The 12,348-nt window shown below is 76.5% G+C and carries 13 protein-coding genes and 1 riboswitch; of the genes, 4 read left to right on the top strand and 9 right to left on the bottom strand.

What is annotated here, in order from left to right; genetic code table 11:
* Positions 1–627: a 3-oxoacid CoA-transferase subunit B gene (locus tag ND486_RS17320; RefSeq protein ID WP_251785152.1), complete on the top strand. Its 627-nt coding sequence runs from the start codon at positions 1–3 to the stop codon at positions 625–627.
* 79 nt (positions 628–706) lie between these two features.
* Here ND486_RS17320 and ND486_RS17325 read toward each other — a convergent pair whose 3' ends face one another.
* Together ND486_RS17325 and ND486_RS17330 are read right to left on the bottom strand one after the other, a co-directional pair.
* Positions 707–1,915, bottom strand: a complete 1,209-nt coding sequence (locus ND486_RS17325) for a cytochrome P450 (RefSeq protein WP_251785153.1) — start codon at positions 1,913–1,915, stop codon at positions 707–709.
* A 35-nt stretch (positions 1,916–1,950) separates the two neighbouring features.
* A complete protein-coding gene (locus ND486_RS17330; RefSeq protein ID WP_251785154.1) occupies positions 1,951–3,081 on the bottom strand; it encodes an FAD-binding oxidoreductase in 1,131 nt (376 codons plus the stop codon).
* A 253-nt stretch (positions 3,082–3,334) separates the two neighbouring features.
* Between ND486_RS17330 and ND486_RS17335 the strand changes: the two genes are divergently transcribed.
* The 3 genes from ND486_RS17335 to ND486_RS17345 all read left to right on the top strand — a co-directional run bounded on the left by ND486_RS17335 (position 3,335) and on the right by ND486_RS17345 (position 5,843).
* Positions 3,335–3,544: a hypothetical protein gene (locus ND486_RS17335; RefSeq protein WP_251785155.1), complete on the top strand. Its 210-nt coding sequence runs from the start codon at positions 3,335–3,337 to the stop codon at positions 3,542–3,544.
* 123 nt (positions 3,545–3,667) lie between these two features.
* Entirely contained in the window at positions 3,668–4,375 is a 708-nt protein-coding gene (locus tag ND486_RS17340) for a 4'-phosphopantetheinyl transferase superfamily protein (RefSeq protein WP_251785156.1), read from the top strand.
* Between the two features lie 7 nt (positions 4,376–4,382).
* Positions 4,383–5,843 (top strand): DNA polymerase IV, encoded by a 1,461-nt coding sequence (locus ND486_RS17345; protein WP_308215854.1) that lies wholly within the window; start codon positions 4,383–4,385, stop codon positions 5,841–5,843.
* A 19-nt stretch (positions 5,844–5,862) separates the two neighbouring features.
* Here ND486_RS17345 and ND486_RS17350 read toward each other — a convergent pair whose 3' ends face one another.
* The 7 genes from ND486_RS17350 to cobO all read right to left on the bottom strand — a co-directional run bounded on the left by ND486_RS17350 (position 5,863) and on the right by cobO (position 12,345).
* Positions 5,863–6,234 (bottom strand): hypothetical protein, encoded by a 372-nt coding sequence (locus ND486_RS17350; protein WP_251785157.1) that lies wholly within the window; start codon positions 6,232–6,234, stop codon positions 5,863–5,865.
* Between the two features lie 34 nt (positions 6,235–6,268).
* Positions 6,269–6,457, bottom strand: a riboswitch (cobalamin riboswitch).
* Positions 6,454–8,043, bottom strand: a complete 1,590-nt coding sequence (locus ND486_RS17355; RefSeq protein ID WP_251785158.1) for a chloride channel protein — start codon at positions 8,041–8,043, stop codon at positions 6,454–6,456. Its footprint overlaps the riboswitch before it by 4 nt.
* Positions 8,040–8,549, bottom strand: a complete 510-nt coding sequence (locus tag ND486_RS17360) for a MarR family transcriptional regulator (protein WP_251785159.1) — start codon at positions 8,547–8,549, stop codon at positions 8,040–8,042. The genes ND486_RS17355 and ND486_RS17360 overlap by 4 nt, the downstream gene beginning before the upstream one ends.
* 52 nt (positions 8,550–8,601) lie before the next feature.
* Positions 8,602–9,822 (bottom strand): uroporphyrinogen-III C-methyltransferase, encoded by a 1,221-nt coding sequence (gene cobA, locus ND486_RS17365; protein WP_251785160.1) that lies wholly within the window; start codon positions 9,820–9,822, stop codon positions 8,602–8,604.
* A complete protein-coding gene (locus ND486_RS17370) occupies positions 9,819–10,319 on the bottom strand; it encodes a cobalamin biosynthesis protein (RefSeq protein ID WP_251785161.1) in 501 nt (166 codons plus the stop codon). Before ND486_RS17370 ends, cobA begins: the two co-directional genes overlap by 4 nt.
* 53 nt (positions 10,320–10,372) lie before the next feature.
* A complete protein-coding gene (locus tag ND486_RS17375) occupies positions 10,373–11,737 on the bottom strand; it encodes a cobyrinate a,c-diamide synthase (RefSeq protein WP_251785162.1) in 1,365 nt (454 codons plus the stop codon).
* Positions 11,731–12,345, bottom strand: a complete 615-nt coding sequence (gene cobO / locus ND486_RS17380; protein WP_251785163.1) for a cob(I)yrinic acid a,c-diamide adenosyltransferase — start codon at positions 12,343–12,345, stop codon at positions 11,731–11,733. Before cobO ends, ND486_RS17375 begins: the two co-directional genes overlap by 7 nt.
* Positions 12,346–12,348: the final 3 nt, after the last annotated feature.

The following is a 12,348-nucleotide window of genomic DNA, read 5'->3' on the forward strand; positions in this document are numbered from 1 at the left end:
ATGGCCCTCAACCGTGACGAGATGGCCGCCCGGGTCGCGGCCGAACTGCCCGACGGCGCGTACGTCAACCTCGGCATCGGCATGCCGACCCTGGTGCCCGGACACATCCCCGAGGGCCGGACGGTCGTCCTGCACTCGGAGAACGGGATCCTCGGCGTCGGCCCCTACCCCACCGACGACGAGGTCGACGCCGACCTCATCAACGCCGGCAAGGAGACCGTCACCGTCGCCGACGGCGCCGCCTTCTTCGGCTCCGCGGAGAGCTTCGGCCAGATCCGGGCCGGGAAGCTCGACGTCGCCGTCCTGGGCGGGATGGAGGTCGCCGCGAACGGCGACCTCGCGAACTGGGCGATCCCCGGCAAGATGATCAAGGGGATGGGTGGGGCGATGGACCTCGTCCACGGCGCGCGCTCGGTGATCGTGATGATGGACCACGTCTCCAAGGACGGGTCCCCCAAGATCGTCGAGCGGTGCTCGCTGCCGATCACCGGCCTGGGCTGCGTCACGAAGATCGTCACCGACCTGGCGGTCATCGACGTGACGCCGGACGGGCTCGAGCTGGTCGAGACCGCGCCCGGCGTCGGCGCCGACGAGGTGCGGGAGAAGACCGGCGCCCCGCTGCGCTGACACCCGCCCGCTGCGCCGACGGCCGGTCCGACACCGCCCGCCGGGCGCACCCCCTCGGTCGCGCCCGGCCGCGGCGCCCTCAGGCGGGCTCGCCCGGTGTGACCGGCAGCCGGGACAGGCCCCGGACCAGCGTCGACTCGCGGTACACGAGCTCGGACGGCTCGACGGCCAGCGCCAGGTCCGGCCGCTGGGCGATGAGCTTGCCGATGGCCACCCGCCCCTCGGTGCGGGCGAGCTGCGCGCCCAGGCAGAAGTGGATGCCGTGGCCGAAGAACACCCCGGACGACGAGTCCCGGGTGATGTCGAGCCGCTCCGGGTCCTCCAGCCACTCCGGGTCCCGGTTCGCCGCGGCGAGGCCGAGCATGACGGTCGACCCGGCCGGGATGGTCACCCCGGAGTACTCGACGTCCTCGCTGGCGAACCGCATCGGGGCGTTGGCGACCGGGGACTCGAAGCGCAGGAACTCCTCCACCGCCGAGGCGATCAGCGACGGGTCGGCCTGCAGCCGGGCGCGCTGCTCGGGGTGGGTCAGCAGGGCGAGCACGCCGTTGCCGATCAGGTTGACCGTGGTCTCGTGCCCGGCGATGAGCAGCAGCGTCGCCATCGCGACCAGTTCCTCGGACGACAGGCGGTCGCCGTCGGCGTCGCTGACCGCGAGCAGGCCGGACAGCAGGCCGTCGTCGGGCTCGGTGCGCTTGCGTTCGATCAGCTCGGCAAGGTAACCGTTCAGGCTGCCCATCGCGGCGAACTTCTCCTCCTGCGGGGAGTCGTCGACCATCACCGACGACCACGCCGAGAACATGTCGCGGTCCTCGGCGGGCACCCCCAGCAGCTCGCAGATGACCAGCACCGGGACGAGGAACGCGTACTGGCGCATGAGGTCGACGGGACCCTCGGCGGGCAGCGCGTCGAGCAGCTCCTGGGTGATCTCCTCCACCCGGGGCTGCAGGTCGTTCATCCGCCGCACGGTGAACGAGCGACCGACGAGCTTGCGCAGCCGGGTGTGGTCCGGCGGGTCCATCAGGATCATCATCGGGATCGGCGCGGCCGGCTGGCCCTCGCGCTGGTCGGCGGGGAGCGTCCAGCGCCAGTCCTTGCTCAGCCGCGGGTCGACGAACGCCGCACGGACGTCGGCGTAGCGGCTGATCAGCCACGCCTTCCCGTCCGGCAGCGCGAGCTCGCGCACCGGCTCCTCGGTGCGCAGGGCCGCGTAGGCGGGGTGCGGGTCGGTCCAGAAGTCGCCCGAGAACAGGTCGTGCGTCTCGGTGCCGGTGGTGGTCAGCGCCATGGGGACCATGGTGCCAGCCATGGGTAAGCGTCCGCTTACATCAGCCGTGTGACCGAGCACACAGCCGGGTCGAGCTCGACGTCGGCCGGGGCCGGGTGGCCCAGGACGACCGACGCGGCCAGCGCCGCGAGTGCCGGGGCGGACTCGATGCCCGACCCGCCCTGCCCCGCGACGAAGAAGAACCCCGGGTGCTCCGGGCGCGCGCCCAGCACCGGGGCGCGGTCGGGGGCGAAGGTCCGCAGCCCCGCCCACGCGGTCCGGACCGACCGCAGCCCGAGCGTGGTCGCCGAGCCCACCCGGTCCAGGGCGAGGGCGACGTCGAGCTCGTCGGGCCGCGCGTCGCCCGGCTCGGCCGGGGTCTCGTCGGCCGGGGAGACCAGCACGACGTCCGCCTCGGCCTTGAGGTACCAGCGCTCGGCGGCGTCGGCGATCATCGGCAGGACGGCACCGTCGACGGTGAGCACCGACGGGTCGCCGACCGGGCAGGCGGCGATCGTGCGCCGGTACGCGGTCAGCCCGGCGCCGGGTACGCCGGCCAGCGCCGCCACCGCGTCGGCCCAGGCCCCGGCCGCGTCGACGACCACTCCCGCCCGCACCCGGTGCCCGCCGGTCGTCGTCGCGCTCCAGCCGGAGCCGTCCCGGTCCAGCGCGGCCACCCGGGCGCCGCGCAGCACGGTGCCACCGCGGGCGCGCAGCCCGCGCCGGTAGCCGTCGTGCAGGGCCGCGGTGTCGACGTCGCAGGCGCCGGCGGTCCACGCGGCCGCACGCGGGGCACGGCGCAGCACCGGCGCGCGGCGCCACGCCTGCGCGGGGTCCAGGGCGACCGGGGCGCCGGGCTCGCCGTGCTGCTCGCGCAGCGTCGTGGCGAGGCGGTCGGCGGCCTGCTCGTCGTCGGCGAGGTGCAGGACCGGGCGCGGGGACAGCAGCGGCGGCGTGCCGAGCTGCTCGGGCAGCGCGGCGAACCGCGGCCCGGAGGCGTCGATCAGCGTGCGGAACGGGCCGGAGCCGTGGCCGGGGATGTAGGTGGCCGCCGAGCGGGCGGTGGCGTGGACCGGCAGGTCCTGCTCGGCCTCGGTCAGCACGACGCGGGCGTGCGCGGCCAGCTCCCACGCGACCGACACCCCGGCGATGCCGCCGCCGACCACCAGCACGTCCGCCGTCTCCATGCCCGCGACGATAGGTCGGCGGCCCCGGGGAAAACCGGTGGCCCCGGCCCGGGCGGTCGTCGTAGCGTCGCCGCCATGCTGATCCGGTTCCTCTGAGCGGCCCGCGGAGCCGACCTCCGCGCTCCGCCGCCGGCCCGTGACGTCCACCGGGCCCGGAACCGTCGCCGCCCTCGTGCGGCCCTTCCGGCGTCCCCGCGCGTCACCGGCCCTCCGCACCCGGTCCGAGTCCGACCCGATGCCCCGAGGAGGTCGTATGCCCACGACCCGACACACCTCTGTCCCCACCGCCGACACCGGTCCCGCCGGGGCGCCCACCCCCGCCAACCGCGCCGAGCGTCGCGCGGCGAGGCGCGGCCGGTCCGGCGCCCCGGGCGGCCCGCCGGCACCGCGCACGGCGGGGCCGGCCCCGCAGGCCCGCCCGGCCCACGTCCGCACGGACTTCGCCGCCCGCCGCAGCGGCTGAGGGCACGGGCACGATCACGGATCGGGCACCGGGGACGTCGGCGGGCGACCCTCCGCGTGCCCGATCCGTGATCACTCCCGGCGGTGCGGCCCGGCGCGGGAGCGACGTGGAAGGCTGGACGCCGTGACCGTCACCGTCTGGTGGGCCGCCCCGGCCGATCCCGGCGACCGCGCCGACCTCGTCGCGCTGCTGGACGCCCATGAACGCGAGCGGCTCCTCGCACTGCGCAGGCACGAGGACCGCGCCCGCTACCTCGCCGCGCACGCCCTGGCCCGGCTCGTGCTCGCCGAGCGGCTCGACGCCGACCCCGCCGCGCTCGTCCTGGACCGGACCTGTCGCTGCGGGGAGCCGCACGGCAAGCCGCGCCTGGCCGGGCGCGGCGACGACCCCGGGTTCTCGCTGACCCACTCCGGCGCGCTGGTCGGCGTCGCGGTCGGGACCGGCCCGGTCGGCGTCGACGTCGAGGCGCACCGCCCGCTGTCCGGCCTCGACGGTCTCGTCCGGCACACCCTCTCCCCCGCCGAGCTCGCCGCGGGCACGCCCGACGGCACCGGGTTCCTGGTCACCTGGACCCGCAAGGAGGCGCTGCTCAAGGCCACCGGCGAGGGCCTGTCGAGCCCGATGGACGCGATCACGCTGTCCCCGCCGCACGCCCCGGCCCGGGTGCTGGGCTGGACCGGCACCGGCGGGAGCTGGTGGGTCGCCGACGTCGCCACCGGCCTCGACGACCACCCGGGCGCCGTCGCCGGGGCGGGACCGGTGGCCCCGGTCGTCTCCGTCGCCGACGGCGACGCGGTCCTGTCGGTGCGCCGGGGCACGATGCACGGGTGATGGTGAGGTGACCGCGGCGGCCGACCGCTGGGTGCTGCATCTCGACATGGATGCGTTCTTCGCCTCCGTCGAACAGCTGACCCGGCCCACCCTGGCCGACCGGCCGGTCCTGGTCGGCGGCGCGGGACCGCGCGGCGTCGTCGCGGGGGCGAGCTACCAGGCGCGGGTGTTCGGGGCCCGCTCGGCGATGCCGATGGGGCAGGCGCGGCGGCGCTGCCCGCACGCGACCGTCCTGCCGCCCCGGTTCTCGCTGTACAAGGCGTTGTCCGAGGAGGTCATGGCCGTCCTCGGCGAGTTCTCCCCGGTGCTCGAGCCGGTGTCGGTCGACGAGGCGTTCGTGGAGCCGCCCGACCTCGTGGGGGCCTCCCCGGACCGGGTGCGGGAGTGGGGCACCCGGCTGCGCGGCGCGGTGCGCGAGCGCACCGGGCTGCCCGCCTCGGTGGGTGCCGGGTCGGGCAAGCAGGTCGCGAAGATCGCCTCCGAGCTGGCCAAGCCGGACGGGTTGCGGGTGATCGCCCACGCCGAGCAGGCCGCCGTGCTCGACCCGCTCCCGGTGAGGTCGCTGTGGGGCATCGGGCCGGTCTCCGGCGAGGCGCTGCGGAAGATCGGGATCGAGACGATCGGACAGCTCGCCGCGATGGACGCCCGCGAGGTCGCCGGGGTGCTGGGCGGTGCCGTCGGGTCCGAGCTGCACCGCCTGGCCCGCGGTGTCGACGACCGTCCGGTCGCCCCGCGCGGCGCGGCCAAGCAGATCAGCGCGGAGACGACGTTCGACGCCGACCTGACCGCGATGAGCGCGGTGCACACCGCGGTGGAGTCGATCTGCGTCGCCGTGCACCGGCGCCTGGTCGCCGACGGCCGGACCGCCCGCACCGTCACGGTGAAGGCGCGGACCGGGGACTTCACCACCCACACCCGGTCCGAGACGACCCCCTTCGGGACCCGGGACCTGGCGACCCTGGTCGCGGTGGCCCGGCGGCTGGCCGAGGGCGCCGTCGGCGAGGGCGGGGTGCGGCTGCTGGGGGTGTCGGTGTCCGGCTTCGGCGACGAGCCGCCACTGGCGCTGTTCGACGCGGTGCCGTCGGAGAGCGGGTGGACGACGGCCCCGGCCCCCGACGCCCCGCCCGCGGCCACCCGCCCGGCCGTCGCGGCGGGGGTGACCGTGCTCGACGCAGCTCCGGAGAACGACGCGGCCACCGGGCCCGACGCGATCGAGGAGCCCGGCGACGCGCCCGGCCCGCTCCGCCCGGACCGGCCCGACCGCGAACCCGACCCGGACCGGCCCTGGCGCGCCGGCGACGACGTCGCCCACCCCGAGCACGGCCACGGCTGGGTCCAGGGCGCCGGGCACGGGCGGGTCACCGTGCGGTTCGAGACCGCGCTCACCGGCCCCGGCCGCACCCGCACGCTCGACGCCGCCGACCCGGACCTCACCCGAGCCGACCCGCTGGGCAGCTGGCGGGGCTGAGCCCGGGCCCCGTGTGAGTTCAGCCGATCAGCGGGCTGCGGTGCGGCGGTGCGACGCGGCTGCCCTCGGCGATCCGGACGCGCAGCGTGGGAGCGGTGCGGGCCAGACCGTCGAGGACGGCGCCGAGCGCGGCGTCGCCCGCGGGGTCGCCCCCGACCAGCAGCACCGCGGCATCGGCAGGCCCGGCGGCGGCCCAGGCCCCGATCCGGGCGACGGCGTCGCGCGGTGTGACCGGCTCGACCCGCCACGCCTCGGCGTAGAACAGGGCGGTCGACTCGGCCTGCGGGAAGGCGAAGACCGTCCCGGCCTCGGCCAGCAGGTCGTGCGCCCCCGTCCGGGACGCGTCGTCGCCGGACGGATCGGTACCGAGCACCACCAGGTCGTGGCTCATCGCATGTCCTCCTCGAGGGTCCGCGCCCTCATCAGTGGGAATCCGCGACGACGGGCAGTGTCCTGGCTCCCGGATCGGTACGCCCTCCCAGGCCTTCCCACCCTCGCGGGCGGTGGCGCCGGTGTGGGGAGGGCACTCCCCGGTGACAGTGGCGGGACCGCGCCGGACTCGCACCGGCTTCCTGTTCCGTCGTCGGCCGGAGCCCATCACGCGACCGGGTTAGCGGTCAACCGTCCCCCGCCCGGCCACTCCCCGCAGATGGTCGAGCAGGTCGTGCTCGGTCAACGTCCCGAGCAGCGGCCCGTCCGGCCCCTCCCGCACGGGCAGCGCGGCGCCCCGGTGCGCGGCGAGCACCCCGAGGACGTCGTGCACGGAGCCGTGCGGGTCCAGGGCGGGCAGCTCCGGGTCGGGCGTCGTGCCGTCGGCGGGGCGCATGACCTGGGCGACGACGACCCGGCGCAGCGCCTCGTCGGTCGGGGTGTCGGCGGCGAGGTCGATCCCGCGTCGCAGCAGCTTGAGCGTGTAGATGTTGTCCCGCGACACCAGGTTCGACAGGCCGGTGGCCAGGACGACGGCGGCCATCAGCGGCAGGATCAGGGCGTAGTCGCCGGTGAGCTCGAACACGATGAGCACCGCGGTGATCGGGGCGTGCGCGGCCCCCGCGAACACCGCCGCCATGCCGACCAGGCCGAACGCGCCGGGGTGCAGGTCGAGCGCCGGGAACAGGGCCGCGGAGGCGTAGCCGAAGGCGGTCCCGGCGGTGCCGCCGACGAACAGCGACGGCGCGAAGACGCCGCCGGACCCGCCGATGCCGATGGTGAGGCTGGAGGCGAGGATCTTCCCGACGACGAGCAGGAGCAGGAACCCGACGACGTACCGGCCGCCGATCGCGGCCTCCAGCACCGGGTAGCCCACGCCGTACATCTGGGGCAGCGCCAGCAGCAGCGCGCCGAGCAGCAGCCCGCCGACGGCCGGGCGCAGCCACTCCGGGCCGCGCCAGACGGCGTCGCAGGCGTCCTCGACGGCGTAGAGGATGCGGGCGAAGGCCCAGCCCAGCAGCCCCGCGAGCAGCCCGAGCAGCGCGTAGAGCGGCAGCTGGGCGGGGCTGCCCAGGTCGAAGTGCGGCAGGGTCAGGATCGCGCGGTCCCCGGCGATCACCTCGGCGACGACGTTCGCGACCACCGAGCTGATCACCAGCACGCCGAACGCCTCGGCGCTGAACGACCGCAGGATCAGCTCCAGGCCGAACACCACCCCGGAGATCGGGGCGTCGAACGTCGCGGAGATCCCGCCCGCGGCGCCGCAGGCGACCATCAGGACCAGCCGGGTGGCAGGCACCCGCAGCCACTGCCCGATGGCCGAGCCGAGCGCGGAGCCGATCTGCACGATCGGGCCCTCCCGGCCGACGGAGCCGCCGGTGCCGATGCAGATCCCCGACGCGAGCGCCTTCACCGCGGCGACGGTGGCCGGGATCCGCCCGCCCCGGCGCGCGACGGCGAGCATCACCTCCGGCACCCCGTGCCCGCGGGCCTCCGGCGCGAACCGCTGGACCAGCGGGCCGTACACCAGGCCGCCGAGCACCGGGGCGACGAGCAGGAACCAGACCCCCAGCCCGGGCAGGTGCGGCGAGGCGACCCGGCCGGCGTCGGAGAAGTCCTCCCGGCCGGTGACCAGCCAGGTCACACCGAGGATCAGCTCGTGGAACAGCACCGACCCGATGCCGGCACCGACCCCGATGACCGTCGCCAGGCCGACGAGCCCCGGCCGGGTGCCGACGAGCGCGCGGTGCAGCGCGCGGACCGCGGTCACCGGGAACCGTCCTCGGCGGGCACGGGCGCGACGGCCCAGTCGGTCTCGCCGACCTCGCCCGCGGCCTCGGCGAAGCGGCGCAGCGCGTCGCGGACCGCGGCGCGCTCGGCGGCGGGCAGCGTCGCGAGCAGCCGGTGCATCTCGGCGCGGCGCAGCCGGGTGACCTCGTCGACGAGCGCCCGCCCGGCCGGGCTGAGCGCGACGGCGACCTCGCGGCGGTCGTCGCCGGTGCGGGTGCGCGCGACGAGGCCGCGGGTCACCAGCCGGTCGCACATCCGGGTCGCCGTCGACGCCGACACGGTCAGTGCCCTGGCCAGGTCGGCCGGTCGCCGGGTGCCGTACTGGGCCAGCACGACCAGCGCGCGGTACTGGGGCAGGGTCACGTCGCCGGCGGTGTCACCGCCGGTGCGCTCGCCCGCGGCGGCCAGGGACCGGGCCACCACGGAGAGCATCGCCCGGCTCGCGGTCATCACCGCGTCGACGACGTCATCGATCTCGTCCGTCACGCCCGCGATCGTTGCACATTGCAAACTTGCAGTGTGCAACGGGTTGCCGGGGTCACCCCCCGACGGGCGCCTGCAGCCCCGCGACGGGCCCGATCACGACGATCGCCGGCGGGCTGATCTCCTGCTCGGCCGCGACCTGCTCGGCGGTCTCCAGCGTCGCGCGGACCGACCGCTCGATCCGGGTGGTGCCGTCCTGCACGATCAGCACCGGGGTGTCGGCCGGGCGGCCGTGGGTGATCAGCGCCTCGGCGAACTTCCCGAGCCGCTCCACGGCCATCATCAGCACGATGGTGCCGGTCATCCGGCCCAGCGCGGTCCAGTCGGTGAGGCTGCGCGGGTCACCCGGCGCGACGTGCCCGGACACGACGACGATCTCGTGCGCGACCCCGCGGTGGCTCACCGGCGTCCCGGCGACGGCCGGTGCGGCGAAGGCGCTGGTGATGCCCGGGACGACGGTCACCGGCACCCCGGCCGCGGCGCACGCCTGGACCTCCTCGAACCCGCGGCCGTAGACGAACGGGTCACCGCCCTTGAGACGGACCACGAACTTCCCGGCCCGGGCGTGGGAGATGAGCAGCTCGTTGATCCGCTCCTGGGCCATGGCGCGGCCGTAGGGGATCTTCGAGGCGTCGATGACCTCGACCTCGGGGGACAGCTCGTCGAGGATGTCGCGCGGGCCGAGCCGGTCGGCGACGACGACCTCGGCGCGGGACAGCAGCCGCCGGCCGCGCACGGTGATCAGCTCCGGGTCGCCCGGGCCGCCACCGACCAGCGCGACCCCCGCCCGCGGGGGCTCGGCCGACTCGTCGACGACACCGGCGGCCAGCGCCTCGACCAGCGCGGTGCGCACGGCCGCGGACCGCCGGTGCGCGCCCCGGGCCAGCACGCCGACGGTGAGCCCGTCGTAGCCGCCGGTGGCGGGGGTGACCGCGGTGCCCTTGTCGCCGTCGTCGGCGCGGACGCAGAACACGCGGTCCCGCTCGGCCTCGGCGACGACGGCGGCGTTGGTCGCGGCCTCGTCGGTGGCCGCGATCGCGTACCAGGCGCCGGCGAGATCGCCGTCGGTCCAGCGGCGGGCCGTCCAGGTGATCTCCCCGGCCGAGGCCATGCCCTCGACCGCCGGGGTGACCTCGGGCGAGACGACCTCGACGACCGCTCCCGCGGCGATCAGGCGGGCGACACGGCGCTGGGCGACCTGTCCCCCACCGACGACGACGGCCCGGCGGCCGGCCAGGTCCAGCCCGACCAGGTACTGCTCGTGGTGCGCGTTCAACGACGTTCCTCTCCCGGACTCCGACGCCCGGCGGTGGCAGCGGTTCCCTGCGCGGGCCCCCCGCTCGACGGCGACGCCGGACGATAGCCGGGCCCGCATGTTTCGGAGGAGACCCCGGAGGGCAATCCCACATCCGCCGATCGGGCGGCCACGGCGACGGTGACGCCCTGACCAGCGGTCTTACCGACGACCAGGTGGGCCCCGTCGCCGGCGGCGAGCAGCGCGGCGGCCTCTGCGACCGACGAGGTCCCGACGGCCGCGGCCACCCGGGCAGCCGGCCGCGGCACCGCGACCGCGGCCAGCGCGGCGGCCGCGAACCCGTGCGGCTCCCGCGGTGCTACGGCCGCCCGCAACCCCGGTTCCCACACCCGCCGGTCCAGGGTGGCGACGACGGCGTCCCCGAGCTCCAGCCCGTGCGCGGCGGCGACCCGGTCCAGCAGCGCGCGCACCGCGGCCTCGGACGTGCCCGGCCGCAGCCCCACCCCGACGGTGACCACCGGCCGTGGAGCGGAGCGCTCGGCCCGCGGAGGCTCCGCTCCCCGGCCGGTGATCATGCGAGCGCGGCCGGGGCGCCGGCGCGGGCCGCCGCGACGAACCGGGCGACGGCGCCGGGCACCCCGGCCGGGTGGGTGTGCAGGAACGACGCGTGCACCCGGGCGTCGACGTAGCCCTCCGGCTCGCCGCCGCGCCACGCCCAGGCCGGGGCGGCCCCGGCCCTCGGGGTGACCGCGCACCGGTGGAACTCGTGCGCCCCGGCCCGCTCACCCGCCGCGAACAGCGGCGACGCCGACACCGCGACCGCGTCGCGGTAGCCGAGGGTGAGCCGCGGTGTCATCCCCGCCGACGCGTCGAGGACCCCGCACATCGGCGTCCCATCGAGGTCGCGGCACAGGTACAGCAGCCCGCCGCACTCGGCGTGCACCGGCGCCCCGGACGCGGCCAGCGCGGCGACCTGCGCCCGCAGCGGCGCGTTGTCCCCGAGCGCGCCGACGTGCTCCTCGGGGAAGCCGCCGGGCAGCACGAGCGCGGCCGTGCCCGCCGGGAGCGCGGGGTCGCGCAGCGGGTCGAAGGTCGTCACGTCGGCACCGGCCGCGCTGAGCAGCTCGGCGTGCTCGGCGTAGCCGAACCCGAAGGCCGGGCCCCCCGCGAGCGCGACCACCGGACGGCCCGGCACCGGGTCCGTCCCGAGCTCGGCCGCCGGGTCCCAGACGGGTCCGTCGGGCAGCGGGCGGGCGAGCGCGAGGACGGCGTCGAGGTCCACGTGCTCGGCGACGAGCGCGGCCATCGCGTCCACCGCGGCGGTCGCGGCGGAGCCGTGCTCGGCGGCGGTGACCAGGCCCAGGTGCCGCGAGGGCACCGCCAGCTCGGCGCGGCGCGGGACCGCGCCCAGCACCGGGAGCCCGACCTCCTCGGCCGCGGCCCGGCAGACCTGCGCGTGCCGGTCGGACCCGACCCGGTTCAGGATCACCCCGGCGACCTGCACGGAGTCGTCGAAGCTGCGGAAACCGTGCAGCAGCGCGGCCAGCGACCGGGACTGCCCCCGGACGTCGACGACCAGCACCACCGGCGCGCCCAGGGCCGCCGCGACCTGGGCGGTGGACCCGGCGCCGTCGGCGATGCGGCCGTCGAACAGGCCCATCACCCCCTCGACGACGGCGACGTCGGCGTCCCGCGCGCCGTGCCGGGCCAGCGGGGCGAGCCGGTCGGCGCCCTGCAGGACGACGTCGAGGTTCCGGCCCGGGCGGCCCGCGGCGAGGGTGTGGTAGCCGGGATCGATGTAGTCCGGCCCGATCTTGAACGGTGCGACCCGGGTGCCGCGCCGCGACAGCGCGGCCATCAGCCCGGTCGCGACCGTGGTCTTCCCGCTCCCCGACGACGGCGCCGCGACGACCAGCGCGCGGGCCGTGCTCACCACTCGATCCCCCGCTGGCCCTTCTGTCCGGCGTCCATCGGGTGCTTGACCTTCGTGGTCTCCATGACCAGGTCGGCGGCGTCGACCAGGGCCTGCGGGGCGTCGCGGCCGGTGATGATCACGTGCTGCTGCCCGGGCCGGTTCGTGAGCACGTCGACGACCTCGTCGACGTCGATCCAGCCCCACTTGAGCGGGTAGGTGAACTCGTCGAGCACGTAGACGCGGTGCGCCTCGGTCCCGATCCGGCGGCGGATCTCGGCCCAGCCCTCGGCGGCGTCGGCGGCGTGGTCGGTCTCGGTGCCGGCCTTGCGCGACCAGGACCAGCCCGAGCCCATCTTGTGCCACTCGACGGGCCCGCCCTGCCCGGTCCGGGAGTGGACCTCGCCCAGGGCGCGGAACGCCTCCTCCTCGCCGACCTTCCACTTCGCGGACTTCACGAACTGGAACACCCCGATCGACCAGCCCTGGTTCCAGCCGCGCAGCGCCATCCCGAACGCGGCGGTCGACTTCCCCTTCATCACCCCGGTGTGCACGACCAGCAGCGGCCGGTTGCGACGCTGGCGGGTGGTGAGCCCGTCGGTGGGCGTGACGGACACCTGTCCCTGCGGCACGGT

This window comes from Pseudonocardia sp. DR1-2 (genome assembly GCF_023717215.1).
In the GTDB taxonomy this organism is placed as follows: Bacteria; Actinomycetota; Actinomycetes; order Mycobacteriales; family Pseudonocardiaceae; genus Pseudonocardia; species Pseudonocardia alni.

Bases quoted from the DNA above. Each gene is read 5' to 3' on its own strand.
- ND486_RS17320 (WP_251785152.1), top strand. From the start codon at position 1: ATGGCCCTCAACCGTGACGAGATGGCCGCCCGGGTCGCGGCCGAACTG.
- ND486_RS17325 (WP_251785153.1), bottom strand. From the start codon at position 1,915: ATGGCGCTGACCACCACCGGCACCGAGACGCACGACCTGTTCTCGGGC.
- ND486_RS17330 (WP_251785154.1), bottom strand. From the start codon at position 3,081: ATGGAGACGGCGGACGTGCTGGTGGTCGGCGGCGGCATCGCCGGGGTG.
- ND486_RS17335 (WP_251785155.1), top strand. From the start codon at position 3,335: ATGCCCACGACCCGACACACCTCTGTCCCCACCGCCGACACCGGTCCC.
- ND486_RS17350 (WP_251785157.1), bottom strand. From the start codon at position 6,234: ATGAGCCACGACCTGGTGGTGCTCGGTACCGATCCGTCCGGCGACGAC.